The organism is Collinsella aerofaciens (assembly GCF_040910325.1).
GTDB lineage: Bacteria > Actinomycetota > Coriobacteriia > Coriobacteriales > Coriobacteriaceae > Collinsella > Collinsella aerofaciens_BL.
On the sequence record NZ_JBDGAV010000032.1, the window covers coordinates 1 to 17,240 of the forward strand.

General features: G+C 60.8%; 16 protein-coding genes. 1 reads left to right on the forward strand and 15 read right to left on the reverse strand.

What is annotated here, in order from left to right:
- Positions 1–504: 504 nt before the first annotated feature.
- Positions 505–2,508: a fructose-specific PTS transporter subunit EIIC gene (locus tag AB5Z25_RS09780; RefSeq protein ID WP_368135450.1), complete on the reverse strand. Its 2,004-nt coding sequence runs from the start codon at positions 2,506–2,508 to the stop codon at positions 505–507.
- A gap of 272 nt (positions 2,509–2,780) precedes the next feature.
- On the opposite strand from AB5Z25_RS09780, the gene AB5Z25_RS09785 reads away from it, so the two are divergent.
- Entirely contained in the window at positions 2,781–3,638 is an 858-nt protein-coding gene (locus tag AB5Z25_RS09785) for a MurR/RpiR family transcriptional regulator (RefSeq protein WP_229026410.1), read from the forward strand.
- 221 nt (positions 3,639–3,859) lie between these two features.
- Here the strand turns inward: AB5Z25_RS09785 and AB5Z25_RS09790 are convergent, their stop codons facing one another.
- The 14 genes from AB5Z25_RS09790 to alaS all read right to left on the reverse strand — a co-directional run bounded on the left by AB5Z25_RS09790 (position 3,860) and on the right by alaS (position 17,053).
- On the reverse strand, positions 3,860–5,488 hold the full coding sequence (locus AB5Z25_RS09790; protein ID WP_368135451.1) for a DNA repair protein RecN: 1,629 nt from the start codon (positions 5,486–5,488) through the stop codon (positions 3,860–3,862).
- Positions 5,478–6,338, reverse strand: coding sequence for an NAD(+)/NADH kinase (locus AB5Z25_RS09795; protein ID WP_035138200.1), 861 nt, complete (start codon positions 6,336–6,338; stop codon positions 5,478–5,480). Before AB5Z25_RS09795 ends, AB5Z25_RS09790 begins: the two co-directional genes overlap by 11 nt.
- On the reverse strand, positions 6,335–7,138 hold the full coding sequence (locus AB5Z25_RS09800; RefSeq protein ID WP_368135456.1) for a TlyA family RNA methyltransferase: 804 nt from the start codon (positions 7,136–7,138) through the stop codon (positions 6,335–6,337). Before AB5Z25_RS09800 ends, AB5Z25_RS09795 begins: the two co-directional genes overlap by 4 nt.
- Positions 7,139–7,173: 35 nt before the next feature.
- Complete coding sequence (locus AB5Z25_RS09805; RefSeq protein ID WP_006233978.1) at positions 7,174–7,413, reverse strand: exodeoxyribonuclease VII small subunit; 240 nt, start codon at positions 7,411–7,413, stop codon at positions 7,174–7,176.
- 2 nt (positions 7,414–7,415) lie between these two features.
- Entirely contained in the window at positions 7,416–8,000 is a 585-nt protein-coding gene (nusB, locus tag AB5Z25_RS09810; RefSeq protein ID WP_368135452.1) for a transcription antitermination factor NusB, read from the reverse strand.
- Between the two features lie 3 nt (positions 8,001–8,003).
- A complete protein-coding gene (locus tag AB5Z25_RS09815; protein WP_006233982.1) occupies positions 8,004–8,366 on the reverse strand; it encodes an Asp23/Gls24 family envelope stress response protein in 363 nt (120 codons plus the stop codon).
- 24 nt (positions 8,367–8,390) lie between these two features.
- Positions 8,391–8,954 carry an elongation factor P gene (gene efp, locus AB5Z25_RS09820; RefSeq protein WP_006233983.1) on the reverse strand — a complete coding sequence of 188 codons (564 nt, stop codon included), beginning with the start codon at positions 8,952–8,954 and terminating at the stop codon, positions 8,391–8,393.
- Between the two features lie 159 nt (positions 8,955–9,113).
- Positions 9,114–10,244 (reverse strand): M24 family metallopeptidase, encoded by a 1,131-nt coding sequence (locus AB5Z25_RS09825; RefSeq protein WP_271736262.1) that lies wholly within the window; start codon positions 10,242–10,244, stop codon positions 9,114–9,116.
- Between the two features lie 132 nt (positions 10,245–10,376).
- A complete protein-coding gene (locus AB5Z25_RS09830) occupies positions 10,377–11,486 on the reverse strand; it encodes a hypothetical protein (protein ID WP_368135453.1) in 1,110 nt (369 codons plus the stop codon).
- Positions 11,483–12,016 (reverse strand): shikimate kinase, encoded by a 534-nt coding sequence (locus tag AB5Z25_RS09835; protein WP_368135454.1) that lies wholly within the window; start codon positions 12,014–12,016, stop codon positions 11,483–11,485. The genes AB5Z25_RS09830 and AB5Z25_RS09835 overlap by 4 nt, the downstream gene beginning before the upstream one ends.
- Positions 12,017–12,024: 8 nt before the next feature.
- Positions 12,025–12,522 (reverse strand): YqeG family HAD IIIA-type phosphatase, encoded by a 498-nt coding sequence (locus AB5Z25_RS09840; RefSeq protein WP_117639353.1) that lies wholly within the window; start codon positions 12,520–12,522, stop codon positions 12,025–12,027.
- 1 nt (position 12,523) lies between these two features.
- Positions 12,524–13,957 (reverse strand): endolytic transglycosylase MltG, encoded by a 1,434-nt coding sequence (gene mltG / locus AB5Z25_RS09845; RefSeq protein ID WP_229042312.1) that lies wholly within the window; start codon positions 13,955–13,957, stop codon positions 12,524–12,526.
- On the reverse strand, positions 13,950–14,378 hold the full coding sequence (gene ruvX / locus AB5Z25_RS09850; protein WP_138374851.1) for a Holliday junction resolvase RuvX: 429 nt from the start codon (positions 14,376–14,378) through the stop codon (positions 13,950–13,952). Before ruvX ends, mltG begins: the two co-directional genes overlap by 8 nt.
- A gap of 17 nt (positions 14,379–14,395) precedes the next feature.
- Positions 14,396–17,053: an alanine--tRNA ligase gene (gene alaS, locus AB5Z25_RS09855; protein WP_138374850.1), complete on the reverse strand. Its 2,658-nt coding sequence runs from the start codon at positions 17,051–17,053 to the stop codon at positions 14,396–14,398.
- Positions 17,054–17,240 lie beyond the last annotated feature (187 nt).

Sequence of the window (17,240 nt, forward strand, 5' to 3'; positions counted from 1 at the left end):
GGCCGCGGGGGCGTTCAGCTAACTGCGGGAATGGCCTATTTGCTCAATGTGTTCGGCTGAGATCGGAAATCAACCCAGATGTGTTTGTCGTCCGCTTGCTCGCCCACAGGGGCCCGTGCGCGGCCTGTGAGATTTCCTGCTCTACAGTCCTGCTCGCACGAAGAGCACATTAAGTGCTCTTCGGCTCGTGCGGAACTCGCGATAAATCTCACAGGCCGCGCCCGGCCCCCTGTGGGCGAGCAAGCTGCAGAAACTCGGTCGGTCCAGAGCAATATCGTGCGAACGGAATTCTGGCTAATGATCTGTTCGCGACAAAGACTCGATAGGTAGCCCCCTCTATGCCCTTTTGTAAGTTGCGGTGAAATAGGGACTGAATTTGGGGTTGAATCGTTTAAACAGTCCCTATTTCACCGCAACTTATGGGAGGGATAGAAAAAAGGCGGAGGCCCTGGGGAGGGACTCCGCCTTATATACAGGGGGCGATGTTATTCGCGGGCTGGGGGATTAGACCAGGCGAGCGTTGATCGTCTTGGCGATCTCGGCGGCGTCGGTGGAACCCTTGACGGTGGCACGGAAGCCCTCGTCCATAAGCGCCTCGGCGACCTTGGACAGGATCTTGAGGTGCGTGGTTCCAGCCTGAGCGCCCGGGATGAGCAGGGCGATGGCAACGTTGACGGGAGCGCCGTCCATGGTGTCCCAACCGGTCACGCCGGACTCGTCCTTGACGACGATGACGGCAGCCTCGGTAATGGCGTCGGACTTGGCATGCGGGATGGCGAAGCCCTCCATCATGCCCGTGGTGCCCTCGGCCTCGCGGGCCAGGAAGGCGTTCATCACGGCGTCGGCGTCGCTGGCGATACCGGCCTTGACAGCCTGGTTGGAAACGAAGCTCAGAGCCTCGTCACGAGAAGCGAAGTCCTCGGCGACAAAGACGTTCTCGACCTTCACGAAGTCAGCAGCCTCGGCCTTGGGGGCCTCGACGGCAGCGGCCTTGGGGGCCTCAACCGGCTTGGTTGCAGGAGCGGGCTTCTGGTTCTTCTCGAAGTCGTACTTCTTGAAGGCCACGAACAGGATGCCACCGACCACAGCGCCGATGAGGATCGCGAGGACCCACAGCGGACCGTTCTCGACAACGGGCAGGACCAGGAAGCCGCCGTGAGGCGCCGGATCGTGAACGTTGAAGAAGATGGTCAAGATGGAAGCGATGGAAGAACCGAGCATCATGATGGGCATAACGGGCCAGATGTTCTTGGTCATGAACGGAATGGCGCCCTCGGTGATGTGGGTGCAACCAAGGATGAGGTTGACGATACCGGCGTCATGATCCTCCTGGCTGAAGTACTTCTTGCCGACAACGACGGCGAAGGTGGTGATCAGCGGCGGAACGATGCAAGCGGCGGAGACGGCAGCCATGAAGTTGGTGCCGAAGTTGTAGGTCTCGGTGCCGACGCCAGCTTCGAGAGCGGTACCGAGCAGGAAGGTGCCAGTAGCGTAAGCAGCCTTGTTGACCGGGCCGCCCATATCAAAGGCGCACATGCAGCCGATGGCCAGGCCAAGGATCACCGGACCGGAGTTACCGAGGCTCTGCAGGAAATCCATCATGCCCTGGTTAATGGCAGCCATGGGGCCGGAAATACCGAGCATGACCAGACCGACGATGGCGGTAGAGCACAGCGGATACAGGAAGATTGCCTTCAGGCCATTAAGGCTCGCAGGAATTTTAGAGAAAACCTTCTCGAGCAGCAGGATGACATAGCCAGCGAGGAAGCCGCCGACGATGCCGCCTAGGAAGCCAAAGCCCACACCTGCGCCACCGGCGTCGATCATGCCGGTATCGGCGTTAACAGGCAAGCCCTGGATGGCAATCATACCGGCGACGAAACCGGGGACGAGCGCCGGGCGCTTGCCGATGGACTCGGCGATGTAAGCGGAGAGCACCGGAACCATGAGGTTCATGGCGATACCGCCGATAATCTTGAGCATCGCGGCAAAGCTGTTGTAGTCGGCAGCCGTCGAATCAAAGGACGTGATGCCCCACAGGAACGAAATGGCGGTCAGAACACCACCGGCAACGACGAAGACCAGCATGTGGCTGACGCCGTTCATGAGGTGCTTGTAGATGACGTGACCGATGGACTCCTTCTCCTCGACCTCGTCCTCGACATCGGCGGCAGCGGCAACCGTGTCGTCGCCCTTGGCGGCGAGCGCGCGGTCGATCAGCTTTCCGGCGGCCTCGACGGACAGGGCCTTGGAAACACCGACGGAAACCATGGGCTTACCGGCGAAACGCTCAGCCTGGACATCCTTATCGGCTGCGACAACGACGGCCTTGGCACCGGCGATCTCGCTCTTGGTGAGCTCGTTCTCGACGCCGACCTGGCCATGAGTCTCGACCTTAATGGTCAGACCTCGCTCGGCAGCAGCCTTCTCCAGCGCCTCCTTCGCCATGAAGGTGTGCGCAATGCCGGTCGGGCAACCGGTCGCGGCGATGATGTCAAACTTAGCCATGTGTCCCTCCTTCTTGAGTACAGCGCCCGCGGGCGCTCCCCTACACGCGCTTCGATGCGCGTTTTTCCACACTTGAAAGATACCAACCTACCGTCCGCGTGAGAAGAGACAAGTCGCAATTCTCCGGTGAAAGGTTCTTTCATAACCGTAAACGGCAAGTGAAAGTTTACCATCAACACTTGAAACGGCAAGGTGTATCTTGTAATTGAAAATGCCCGTATACTATGGCATTGCAAATCAAGCTAGATTTTCATGCCAACCAGGAGCCATCCATGACCGATAGTAGCAAGAGCGCACTTTCCCTCATTAGTACCCATCAGGGATACAGCGAGTCCGAGCAGCGCATTGTCGACTATATATTGGAGCACCAGTCCGAGGCGCCACGCCTCACGGCCGCTCAGCTCTCGCGCGCTGCCGCCACGTCCGAGGCGACCGTTTCGCGTTTCTGCCGCAAGCTGGGCTTTGGCAGCTTCCGCAGCTTTCAGTTTTCGTTGGCGCGCGACTTAGAGAGTCAGCGCAACGAGGGCCTGACCGACGAGGTCTCACTCGACAACATGGAGCAGAGCCTTAAAAATATCCTCGCCGCCAAGGTGAGTGAGCTTAATGCGACCATCGACGGCATTGATCACGACACGTTGGCCGCAGTTGTACACGCGCTTAAGAATGCCGGCGTTATTGAGTTCGCCGCCGTGGGCAATACAAACGCGGTCGCGCTCGACGCGACATTTAAGTTTTCGCAGCTGGGCCTGCGCTGCATGACGAGTACCATTAGCGAGACATCAATCGGCTTTGCGCTCACGTTGCGCCCGGGTGACGTCATCGTGCTAATCTCAAACTCCGGCAAATCGCGCCGACTGAATCGCATGGCAAAAGCGGCTCGCGACTGCGGCGCAACCGTAGTCGTCATCAGCAGCGACAGCAAATCCCCACTCGCGCGCCTGGCAGACTACACTTTTAATACCGTCAACCACGAAGCGCTACTGACGACGGGCGACTTTGCCTTCTCCAAGATCAGCGCCACGATGATCATCGAAGTCATCTACAACTTCCTGCTGCCCGAGATTGAAGACGCGCGTGAGCATATCAGCTACTACGAGGAGCTCATCCAGCCGGATAAGGTCGTTGAGTAGGTAAATTGGGGAGCCGATAGACGCCCCTCGCCACGAAACCCGCCCATCTACTACGTTTTAACCGCAACCGCCAACCATACACCCAAAATAGAGAAAACCGCAGGCGTTCTACCTGCGGTTTTCTTTTTGCAATTCTTGGCGTGGTTGCCGATGCCCTACCAAACGTAGTAGATGGACCCGTTTCGTGGCGGCCGGGTTGGACATGCGTGTGGCGGCTCGGCCTAGGCACGCGCCTCCGCAAGCATCTGCTTGGCGTGCGCCAGGCTTGCCTCGGACTGATCGCCGCTCAACATGCGGGCGATCTCGGCGGTACGCGTTTCGCCGGTTACCTCGTCCAAATGCGTCTGGGGAACATCGCCCGGTTCCTTGCTGACGACATAATGCTTGTCAGCCATGACGGCGACCTGCGCCAAGTGGGTTACGACAATCACCTGATGCGTAGCGGCGAGATCTGCCAGCACGCCCGCGAGCGCACGCGCCGTGGAGCCACCGACACCAGCATCGACCTCGTCAAACACCAGCGTATCAACACCGTCCGCGTTACCGAGGACGACCTTGCTTGCCAGCATGACGCGGCTGAGCTCGCCGCCCGACGCAATGCGGCGCAGGGGACGTGGCGTCAAGCCGGCACCGCTGCGGTATAGCAGCTCGTAGCTCGAAGGACCAACGGGCGTCCACTCAGCACGGGGAAGATCGCGCGACTCCCAGACGAGCTCGGCACCGCCCATCTCCAAGCGAGCCATCTGGCGGCCGACCTCGTGGCAGAAGCGCGGGGCCGCCGTATTGCGAGCGCGCTTAAGTGCCCTGGCAGCAGCGAACAGCTCGCGCTCGGCGCTCCCGAGTGCCTCACGCGCCTTTTTGATCTGTTCATCGCCATCATCGACCAGCGACAGCAGCTCTTGTGAGCGGTCGCGCATGGCAAAGACATCGTCCATGGTCGGACCCCACTGACGCAGCAGGCCCTTGAGGTCGGAATACCGCTCGCGCATGCGAGCGAGCTCGCGAGGATCGAAGGCGACCCCATCGCGATAGGAACGAAGCTCGTTCGCGCAATCCTCAAGAGAGATGCAGGCATCCGAAAGTGCATCGGCAATGTCGCCCAGTTTGCGATCGACGGTAGCCATTCGGGAAAGCTCCGCCACGGCACTGTTCACGGCATCGAGCGCTCCCCCTTCAGAGGCAAGCGATGCATGGGCATCATTAGCTGTGGCAACCAGTACCTCGGCATGTTCGGAGCGCGGCAGCAGTTCCTCGAGTTCCTCATACTCGCCTGGCTTGGGGTCGACCTCGCCGATGCGCTCGAGGGCAAAACGCGCTTCCTCGACGCGACTCCCCTGCGCACGCGAGGCCTCCTCGACGCGACGGACCTCCTTGGCAGCCGCGCGCGAGGCTTTAAAGCAGGCGCGGTACACATCCAGCGCCTCAAGCGCAGAGCGCCCCGCCCAGGCATCGACCATCGCAACGTGATGCGCCGGATCGAGCAAGCGCTGGTGCTCGTGCTGGCCGCACAGATCCATCATCACGCCAACGCGCTCCGAAAGCTCGCGCACACTGGCGATGCGGCCGTCAATCTTCACGCGGCTGCGGCCCTCGGCAGAAAGGCTACGCTGGACCGTGAAACCCTCCGTGTCGTGTGGACCGTCGAACAGCCGCGCCTCAACGCTAGCAAGCGCCTCGCCCTCGCGCACCGTCGAAGAATCCGCGCGCTCGCCCAAAATAAGCTTGAGGGCCGAGAGCAGCGCGGTCTTGCCGGCGCCGGTTTCTCCGGTCAGAACCGTTAGGCCCGCGCTCGGAACCAGCGTCGCCTCGCGAATGAGTGCAATGTTAGAAACCTGCAGCTCATCGATCATGACGGACTCCGTAGAAAACGCGGCTCACCGAGTTATAGAAGCTCTCGGGGCCGTAATCGAGGAGCAGCACATCTCCGGGCCCGCGGCGCACAGCCACGCTCTCAACGGTGCCGTCGCAGGTAATAAACTGTCCATCGATAGCAATCGCCGGAACACTCGGACGGTCATCAGACATAAAGATCTCGACGACATCACTCGGCGAAGTCAAAAAGGCACGAGCCTGAATGGTGTGCGGCGCAATGGGTACGCAGACCATGCCCGTATAGTCGGGGCTCACGATGGGGCCGCCTGCGGATAGTGCATAGCCAGTGGAGCCGGTCGCCGTGGACACGACCACGCCGTCGCCACGCAGGCGATCGATATGGTGGCCGGACACCGTGATGTCAAACTCGACCATATCGGACAGGGGGCCGCGCGTGAGCGCCATGTCGTTGAGGGCGAACGTGCGCACGACATCCTTCGTACCGTCTTCGCGCACGGACACGATATCCGCAGCGATGGTGGCGCGACGGCTCACATGCAGCTCGCCGGACAGGGCGTCGCTTACGACCTGCAGAATGTCGCGCTCCTCGGGACTCGCAGCAGTTAAAAAGCCCAGGTGACCATAGGAAAGACCGAGGATAGGAATCTCGCGATGGTTGAGGATGCGGGCAGCGCGCAGCAACGTACCGTCCCCGCCGAGCGTAATGACCAGATCGGAGCCATCAATATCAGGCGTGCTTTGAATCTTCGATCGCTGGTCGGCAGCCCATGCGACTTCATAGCCCTGGCGCGTCAGCCAAAGCTCGAGCATCAAGCCGCTCTCGACCGCCTCTTGCTTGTAATAATTGGGAACCAGAAAGACCTTCATAGCATTGCAGCTTTCTCGCTCATAACCGATACCTGGAATTGCAGCTCGTCTTGCGAGCGGTCGCCGGGGTCAAATCTCGTGCCGTACAGGAAAAACTCAACGTTGCCCTTGGCACCATGAATGGGTGACACGCACACATCGACCGGGAAGAGGCCCTTGGCAGCAAAGAGTTCAACCGCCGCCACGAGTGTATCGCGGCGCACGGCGGGATCGGTCACAATGCCGCCCTCGCCCACCAGCGCCGCCGGAGCCTCAAACTGCGGCTTTACGAGCGTGCAGAATGCACCCGTAGGCGCCAGGCACGCCAGCACCGCATCGATAATGTTCGCGATGCTGGTAAACGAGACATCACACACAGCCAGGTCGATGGCGCCGGCATAGCCAAGCTCAGGCAGCTGCGTCACGTTTGTGCGCTCATGCAGCATCACGCGATCGTCCTGACGCAACGACCAATCGAACTGGGCGCGACCCACGTCCACCGAGACAACGGTCGCAGCTCCGCGCTTGAGCAGACAATCGGTAAAGCCGCCGGTAGAGCAGCCCACATCCAGACAGGCAAGGCCCGTCGGATTGATGCCAAAAGCATCAAGCGCACCTTCGAGCTTAAGTCCGCCGCGGCCAACATAGGGAATGCGCCCCTTCACGTGCAGCGGCAGGCCTGGGATCACCTTAAGGCCCGGCGAAGTCAAGCGCTCGCCGCCACTCGAGACCAAGCCGGCCATAAGAGTGCGAAGGGCATCCGCGCGATCGGCGCAGATGCCCTGTGAAATCAGTTCGTCATCAAGACGCACGCGTTTCATGAATGCCATCAACCATTCGTATCCGGAAATGCGGCCTAGCTATCCTGGGATTCGTTTGCCGCATCCTCATCGTATTCCTGCTCGAGCTTGTCGGCCTCACGCGGCGTCAACTCAAACTTGTCGACCATATCGACCGCGCGGGAGCCCAGCTCAATCGCCTCGTCAAACAAATCGAGCGAACGCTCCAAGGAGGTATCCTTGGAGCGAACGGTAGCGATAATCTGGTCCAAGCGGTCCGAGATCTCGTCGAAGTTACGGACAGAACCCTCTGGCATGACTACTCCTCGACGGAGTCGATGTCAGCCCCGGCGGCATCCGCATCCTCGGCCAGCACGCCAGCCTCAGCCTGAGCAACCGCAACCTTTGCGGCAGCCTCGGCAGCCTGGGCCTCCTCGCGGGCGCGATCTTCGGCTAGCAGCTCCTGGTACAGGTCCTCACCCGGCAGCTCCTCGCTGCGAGCGATCTTGCCCAGCACGCCGTTGACGAACGACGCGGACTGGTCGGTGCCATAGGCCTTGGCAAGCTCGACAGCCTCGTTGATCACGATGGCGTCCGAGACCTCCTCGTCGGTGAGGAAACGCATCTCGTAAACGGCGATACGCAGCAGATTGCGGTCGGCGCCGGGCATGCGCATAAGATCCCAGTTCTTGGCAACGGAGCGCAGAGCGCAGTCGATGCGGTCGATATGCTCGTAGGCACCGCGGCAAAGCTCCAGCGCATAGGGGTCGAGGGGACCCTTCGAGATCAGGAAATCGCCCTCGAGGACGCGCTCGAGCGGACTGTCCGTGGCCTCGGCCTGGAACAGCAGCTGCAGCGCCTGACTGCGGGCAAGCGTACGCCCGCGATAAACCTTAAGGCTCAAAGGTTACTCCTTGGGGAAAACGAGGCCGTCGATGCAAACGTCAACACGCTCAACCTCAACGCCCACTTGGGCATCGATGGCGGCGACCACGGCGGCGCGAACGGCCTCGGCGAGTTTCTTGAACGGATAGCCAAAGAACACCACGACGCGCACGGTGAGTGCGAGCTTGTCGCCGACGACCTCGGCCTCGACCGCCGGCTCAGAAGCCGGGGCCTTGGACGAGAGCATCATGGAGACAAGGTTGGTGGCAAGGTCCTTGACGCCAACGGAGGCGATGCCCTCGACATCCGACACGGCGCGCGAGACGATGGCGGTCAGAACATCGGGCGAAATGCCGATGCCGTCAATCTTGATTTCCTGGGGCATGAGTCCTCCTAGAAGAGTTGGTTGCTAGACGCGGGAGACGAACTTGCCGTCGCGGGTGTCAACCTTGATGACCTCGCCCTCGTTGAGGTACATGGGGACCTGGATGACAGCGCCGGTGTCGATCGTGGCCGGCTTGGTGGAACCCTGGACGGTGTCGCCCTTAAAGCCCGGGTCGGTCTGGACGATGGTGGTCTCGATGAACATCGGCGGGGTCACGCCCATGAGCTCATCGTCGGCGAAGAGCAGCTGGCAGATGTCGTTCTCGCGCAGCCACTTGGAGTTCTCGCCCACCATGTCCTCGGGAACGGGAACCTGCTCATAGGACTCGTTGTCCATGAAGATGTAGTCGGTGCCATCGTTGTAGAGGTACTGGAACTCACGGGTGGTGAGCATGACGCTCTCGAACTTGGTGCCGGCGTTGCAGGTGTTCTCGACGACTCGGCCGCTCTTGATGTCGCGGGTCTTGTAGCGCACAAACGCGCCGCCCTTGCCCGGCTTGACATGCTGGAACTCGACGATGGTGTAGACCTTGTCCTTGATACGGAGACCGAGGCCGTTCTTGAAGTCGGCGGTAGAAATGGTAGGCATAGCGACCTTTCTTGTTATGGGCAGAACGCACAAGCGTCCAAATTACATACGACAGAAATTATACACTTGCAGACGGCGCCTGCGGCGAGCGCATAAAAAGAGAACGCGGGGCGTCCGAATCGATCCGGACGCCCCGCCCCAAAAATCTATCGAAATGGGCTAGCAATCGATGACGTGCAGGTCGTGCGGGGTCTTGGTGAAAGGCTCGTAGCCGTTCTCGGTGACCACGCCGTAATCCTCCAGGCGCACGCCGCCCACGCCGGGCAGGTAAACGCCGGGCTCCATGGTGACAACCGAGCCGATCTCGATGGTGTTCTTGCTGCGGTTGAAGTTGGGCAGCTCGTGGATGTCAATACCGACGCCGTGGCCCAGGCCATGATTGTAGTAATCGCCATAGCCGGCATCGCCGATGATCTTCTTGGAAAGCTTGAAGATGTCGTTACCCTCAACGCCCGGATGGATGGCGGCGACGCACTCCTCGTGCGTGCGGCGCACGAGTGCGTACAGGTCGAGCTGCTCCTGGGTGGGCTCGCCCATCACGACAGTGCGCGTCATGTCGGAGCGGTAATCGCAATAGCCCGCGCCATAATCCATGAGAACGAAATCGCCCTTCTCGATCACGCGGTCGCTCGGCACGGCATGCGGGTTGGCGGTGTTGGGACCGCTCGCCACGATGGAGCCGAAGGCAAGGCTGTCTGCGCCGTTGGCGAACATAAAGTTCTCGAGCTCGTTACGAACCTGCTTCTCGGTCATGCCAGGCTTAATAAAGCCGAGCATGTGCTGGAAAGCGGCATCGGTGATCGACTGCGCATGGCGCATGAGCTCAATCTCCTCGGCGTCCTTGATGGCGCGCATCTTGCGGATATCGTCGTGCATCAGCGGCAGCATACAGGCGACGGAACGGTCCTCCAGGCCGCGCTGAATACCCTGGTAGAAATTAATCTGCATATCGTCCTCGACAGCGCAGACGCGGCATTTGTTGGCCGCGATCTTGCCGGCGACCCAACCGGGGATGGTGCCCTCATCCATGTCGTAGACCCAGGGGCTGCCGGCTGGCGTGTTCTCCTCAAAGCTGTTGAGGTAGCGCGAGTCGGTGTGGAACAGGCACTGGTCGGCCGTAATAAACGCAGCGTGCGGGAACTCGAAGGTGTAGTCGAAGACGCCCTTCACGCCCGTAAGCCAACGAAGGTTGGCCTCGTCGCGCACCACGATGGCGTCGTAGCCACGCTCGACCATCAGGGCACGGACACGCTCGATACGACCGGCAGGACCGGCAGCAAACTCAGACATGCAGATTCCTTTCTTGTTGTCTCAATATAGACGGGACGGGTCTCAACCGAACGACGGAATCGCATGCGATCCGCAACCGATTGAAAACCCGCCCCTCAACATGATACGAAAGACGATGGAAGTCAATAAATCTTAGAGAAGTTCTTTACGAGAAGCCAAGTAGGCGTGAGCATGGCGCTCAAGAACCTCGTCCTCGACGCTCGTTAGGCGAATGGCGCCGAGCGCCGCGGGCAGCGGCAGCATGCTGCGGTTCGAGCGGACAAACTGCTGTCTGCGGAACTCCTCGATATATGCGGCAGGCTCCAAGTCGAAGGCAAGCTCCTCGATGCCAAAGTCCTCCAGGCAGTCATCGAGATCAAACACATAGTCGATATCGAAGTCGCAGGCATCGTGTGCTAGGCGCGCCTCAAAGCGCATGCCCTCGGACAACAGCTGGTAGGCAGGGACCTGCGAAGCGGCATCGCCCAAGCAAGCGCGCAGGGTGCGCTCCCCCGTCTTGCCAAAATCGAGCGCATGGCGAGCGCTCGGGTTCGTGGCCGTCAGCACGTCCTTGCGGGCAGTCTGAGACCATTGAACGGCATTGACGAGTGCGACCTCCTCGCCCGCGAGAATCTCGGGGACGGTCTCAGTAAACTGATTCCAGCGGGACTTGCTGCTCGAAAGCATGGTGCCAACAAGTACCGCATAGCCGAACTTGAGGTCCTCGGGTTCCGCCTCGCGAACAAGGTCGAGATCACACACAACCAAGCCCGGTTCGGGACGGAACGCGATAGCGGGAAGCGCATTGGCCAACGAGGCGACGAGCGGCTTCATGGTCGTCGCGACCGTGAGCATGGCGTCGAAGGTCGTCGGCAGCAGCGCGCACTCGGTTCGGCCACACCACTGGTTGGCGCACCAGCCAACAACCGAACAGGTTGCGGCATCGCCAACAGCGACAACCAGATCGTCGCAGGTGATGCGGTTGGCAGACAGGGCGCCAAAGATAGCATCGGCGTCGGCCAGCGTGGCACCAGCAGGCGAAACCTCGAGGACGAGCAGCGACACGGCAAAACCGGCGTCGACCAGCGCATGCTCGACGACCTCATCAAAACGTTCTGACGAGGCGGAGTTCCAAACCACCATCGCGCGCTTAGGCTTGCCCACAGCCGAGGCAAACATACGCGACAGCTCATCGAACGCGCCCAATCCGACACGGACATCGACGCTGCGGTTTTGGAAATTGATCAGTTGGCGGCGAATCATAGCAGTCCACGCTCCAAAAGCATCTCGGCACAAAGGTAGGAAACGTCCTCGAAGGACTTGTTGCGAATATCAAGGGTAATATCGGCGGCCTGGCGATACAGCGGACGGCGATGCTCAAACAAGCGCGCGGCATGCTCGGGCGAGCGGAAATCGGGGCGCGTGTCGGACCGACGAATCTGGCGAATCGAATCCTCAAAGTCGCCCTCGAGGTACACGCACGTACCCATTTCGTGCATCAGCTCAATATTCACCGGCGTCTCGACGATACCGCCACCGCACGAAACCAACAGACTGAGCTCGCTTTGGAGCGAACGGAGCGCCGAGGTCTCGAGCTCGCGAAAACGATCCTCACCCTCGGTCTCAAAAATCTCGGTTACCGACTTGCCGCAACGGCGGACGACTAGGCGGTCGGTATCGATAAAACGCCGCTTGAACATAGTGCCGACGTTGCGCGCGAGCGTCGATTTGCCCGCGCCCAAAAAGCCGATAAAGAAGATATGGTCGCAGCCGTGTTTGGTGTGCTGGGACATGACGAGACCTATTCCTCGCAGGGAAGGTCGCGCAGGGCCCGGCGCTCAAAGATACGGAAGATCTGCGTATACCACAGGTCCTGCGTGGCCTGCGGCTTTACCAGGATGGTATCGACGCCGGCGAAGTTGCCGCTCCACACGTCCGTGTAGAGCTGATCACCGATCAGCACCGCCTCGTCGGCCGTGGCGCCGAGGCGCTTAAGACCCGCCTTGAGGGCAAACGGCGCCGGCTTCATGGCATGGCTGATGGCCTCGAGTCCCAGCTCGCGTGCTGATGCCATGACCTGGTCGCGATGCCAGTTGTTGGACACCATGCACAGCTTAAAGCCTTTGGCGCGGGCGGTATCGAGCCAAGCGGAAACCGCAGCGGGAACCTGCTCGGTGTCACGCGGCACCAGGGTGTTATCGCGATCGAGCAGAATGGCGCGTTTGCCGTCGGCCCAAAGGGTATCAAGGTCGATGCGATCGACCGAGGCAACGTAACGTTTGGGGCTAAAAATCCTCATGCTAATTCCAAGACTGTTGATGCTCTTCGTAGGTTTGCGAGAAGTACTCCTCGTCCTGCGTAATGTAGAAATACAGGTCATCGGAGTCGGTCGGCTCAAGCGTGGCCTTGAGTGCCTCGAGCGACGGAGAGCAGATGGGCGTGGGTGGCAGACCCTCATGCTTATAGGTGTTATACGGACTATCGCTCTGCAGGTCGTCGGCGGTAACCTCGCCACCGGTGACATACATCATGGTCGCATCGCTGTTGAGATAGCGCAGACCATCGAGCTTGCCGGCAAGACGGTTGTAGAAGACCGAGGCCACGTGCGCGCGCTGGTCGGCGTTGAGGCCCTCGCGCTCAACGATAGAGGCCAAGTTGACGATGTCGTAGTCGGACATCTCCACACCGTAGCGTTCCTTGATCTTGGCTTCGCAGCTCGCAAAGTCAAGCGACTTGTACTCGGTCTTAAACTGATCGAGCATAGCGCGAATCACGTCATCGACCGTCGGCGAATCGCCCAACGAATAAGTCTTGGGGAACAAGAAACCCTCAAGCGAGTCGTTGGCGGCGCCCTTAAGGAAGCTATAGTCGTCCACGTAGTTGGAGGCCTTAGCCTGGTTGAGGAAGTCTTCCTTAGAGATGCCATCGTAGGCCTGGGCCACACGATCGGCGACTTGATCGACCGTCAGGCCCTCAGGGATTGTTAGCGCATTGGAGCCCGCGTTGGGACCTTCCATGAGCTGCTGAACAACCTTGGTCGCGTCCATGAGTGTGGTGAACAAATAGGTACCAGGCTTGAGCGACATATCGGCGTTGAGCTTTTTCACCGCCGCATAGTAATCCTTGGGATTCTCGACGATATGGTTCTCGGAGAGAATCGAGGCGATCGTATCGCCCGAAGCACCGTCGGGAATGGTTACCGTAACCTGCTGACCAGCCGTGACCTTCGTATCCTCACCGGCAAAGAAGCCCTTGACGGCCGGCACGACAAAGAAAACGATCGCGACAAGCGCAAGCACCGCCACCACAACGCCGATGATCATGGGAACCGGAGAGCTCTTCTTTTGAGCACCGCGACGAGTATGCGTGTTGTAGCTCGAGCGGGTCGCCGGAGCAACGCCATGCGAACCGCGGGCGTGATGAGAATGCGATTGGGGGGCCTGCGTTCGCTGGGTAGGTGCCTGCTGCTTAAAGCGGGTACCGCCTGCAGGCTGGGCCGTACGAGCAGTGGGCTGCTGAGCCGCGTGAGAAGCCGGATGCTGAACCGAACGAGCAGAAGGCTGCTGACCCGTCCGTTGAACAGGTTGGGCCGAACGAGAGAAGGACTGCACCGGGCGCGCGGCAGGCTGAGCTGCGCGCTGCGTCGGCTGTGCCGGACGCTGGCCAGGCTGGGCAGGGCGCGACGCCGGCTGACGTGTACGATTCGGCTGGCGCGGATCGGAAGCACTAGGCATGCGAAACCTCCTCGTTTTTACGATCGAGCCACGTCTGCAAAAAAAGGCTGGCGGCAATCATGTCGATCTTGCCCCTCATCTGCTTTTCGTTGAGGCCCTGCTCGCGCAGGATACGCTTGGCCTCTTGCGAGGACAGACGCTCGTCCTCAAACTCCAGCGGAAGATCGAGCTCGTCGGCAATCTTTTGCGCCACGGCGGCAACGCGCTCGGCTTGGGGGCCGGGCTCACCGCCCATGGTCAGGGGACGTCCGCTTACCAGGATGTCGGGCTCATAGTCTTCGACCAGGTAGCGGAACGTCTTGGCCATACCGGTGACCTCGGCGGCCGGGAGCACCTTGACGGGCATCGCCATCTTGCCATCACGGCTCGAGACGGCGATGCCAATCCTGGTCTCCCCTATGTCCAGCGCAAGCGCGACCACAGTGACTTCTTAGATTCTTAGGCGCCGAGCGCGGTCTTGGCGGCCGCGAGGGCATCGGCGATGCCGGCAGCATTCTTGCCACCGGCCTGGGCCATGTTGGGACGGCCACCACCGCGACCGTCGACCAGACCCGCGATCTGCTTGATCACATTACCGGCGTGGAACCCGGCCTTCACGGCGTCATCGGAGCCGGCAGCGAGCAGGGCCGGAGTGCCCTTCTCAGTCACGCTGGCGACGACACAAGCGACAGGGCCGGCGACCTTCTGGTGCACGGTATCCCATACGTTGCGCAGGTCGGCAGCCTCAAGGCCCTGGAGCTCAGCAACGACGAGCTTGTAGCCACCGAGCTCGACAGCACCCTCGATGGAGCTGGAAATGGCGTCGGAGGAACCACCGGTCAGAGCCTTTTTGAGCTTGTTGGACGTCTCGCGCAGCTCGACCTGCAGGTTCTCCACACGGGCGGGAACCTCGTCGACGCGGCACTTGAGCGCAGCAGCGGCGGCGTCAACGAGTGCAAGGCGGTCGGCCATATAGTCGAGAGCACCCTTAGAGGTCACGGCCTCGATACGGCGGACGTTCGAGCCCGTAGAGGACTCGGAAATAATCTTGAACAGGCCGATCTCGGCGGTGTTGGCAGCGTGCGTGCCACCGCAGAGCTCGCGAGAGAACGGCTGGTCCTCGGCGCCCACGGAGACGACGCGGACGACATCGCCGTACTTCTCTCCAAACAGAGCAACAGCGCCGGCAGCCTTAGCCTCGTCGATGCCCATAACACGGGTCACGACCGGCTTGGAGGCGAAGATCTGCTGGTTGACCAAGTCCTCGACAGCCTTGAGCTGCTCGGAGGAAAGGGCCTCGAAGTGCGTAAAGTCAAAGCGCAGGTGCTCGGGCGTCACCAGCGAGCCGGCCTGGGAGACGTGCTCGCCCAGGACCTGCTTAAGGGCAGCGTCGAGCAGGTGCGTGGCGGTGTGGTTGCGGCGCAGGAAGCCACGGCGCTCGGCGTCGAGAGCGGCGGTCACAGCGGCACCGACAGTCAGCGTGCCATCGGCAACGTGCGCGACGTGGGCATACAGGCCGTTGTGGTTCTTGGTGTCGGCAACGGTCAGAACAACGCCCTCGGCGGAAAGCTTGCCGGCATCGCCCTGCTGACCACCCATCTCGGCATAGAACGGGGTGCGGTCGAGCACGACCTCGACATCCTCGCCCGCGGCTGCGGACTCGACGGACTCGCCGTTGCGCACGATGGCGACAACCTTGGCGCCCTCGATCACATCGTTGTCATAGCCGTCGAACTCGGTCGCTGCGACCTTGTCGGAAAGCTCGACCCACACGTCGTTGAAGCTACCCCAGGCGTCGCCCTTGGCGTTAGCGCGGGCGCGGGCCTTCTGGTCCTCCATGCAGGCAGTGAAGCCGTCCATGTCGACGTCGTGGCCAGCGGTGCCGGCGATCTCGACGGTCAGATCGATGGGGAAACCAAAGGTGTCGTGCAGCTTAAAGGCGACATCGCCCGGAAGCACAGCGCCCTCGGCAAGCGCTGCCAGGGCCTCGTCCAGGTACACGCGGCCGTTGTCGAGCGTCGTGGAGAAGCGCTCCTCCTCGGAGGCAACGATACCCTTGACGAGCGCGACGTTCTTGAGCAACTCGGGATAGGCCTCGCCCATTTGAGCGTTGACCTCGTCGATGAACTTGGTCAGGAAGGCGCCCTCGATGCCCAGCAGGCGACCGTGGAACACGGCACGGCGGAGCAGACGGCGAAGGACGTACTCGCGACCCTCGTTGCCGGGAAGGATGCCGTCCGAGATCATAAAGTCGACAGCACGGGAGTGGTCGGCGATGATGCGCAGGGAGCGGCTGGCGCCGGAGTAGTCATCGGCGTCATAGGTCTTGCCGCTAATCTCCTCACCGAGTTTGATGAGGTGCTGCATCAGATCGCCGTCGTAATTGGCGGTCTTGTGCTGCATGATGGCAGCCATGCGCTCCAGGCCCATGCCCGTATCGAGGTTGCGGTGCGGCAGCTCCGGCATGGAGCCGTCCTCCTGGCGGTCGTACTGGGTAAACACGAGGTTCCAGAACTCAAGGAAGCGGTCGCAGTCGCAGCCGGGCTTGCAGTCGGGGCTGCCGCAACCGACCTCCTCGCCCATGTCAAAGTAGATCTCGGAGCACGGACCGCAGGGGCCGGTGGGGCCAGCGGCCCAGAAGTTGTCGTCCTCGCCCAAGCGGGAGATGTGGTCCTCGGCAACGCCCAGGGAGCGCCACACGTCATGGGTCTCATCGTCCTCGGTAAAGACGGTAAAGTACAGGCGGTCGAGCGGCAGCTTGAACTCCTTGGTGATGAGCTCAAAGGCCCAGGCGCAAGCCTGCTCCTTGGAGACGCCGCCAAAAGAGAAATCGCCGAGCATCTCGAAGAACGACAGGTGACGGCCGTCCTCGCCGATGCAGTCGATGTCGTTGGTGCGGACGCACTTCTGGCAGGAGATCGCGCCAATCTCCTTCATGGTCTTCTTGCCCTGGTAGTACTCCTTAAACTGGTTCATGCCGGCGTTGGCAAGCAGCAGTGAAGGATCGTCGGGGACGAGGGACGAAGAAGGATAGAGCTTAAGACCGCGCTCCTCAAAGAAGTTGAGGAACTTGGAGCGGATCTCGGCCGTAGTCATTGACGGGTAGTCAGCACTCATAGAGGGAATCTCCTCGGTTTCACATCGAAACAGTTCAAACGTAACGATATTACCATCCCGCCGCGCAAGTGCAAAAAAGAGGGTCGCCAAACAGCGACCCTCCAGCGAAAGGTTGATTTCCGATCTCAGCCGAACACATTGAGCAAATAGGCCATTCCCGCAGTTAGCTGAACGCCCCCGCGGCCCC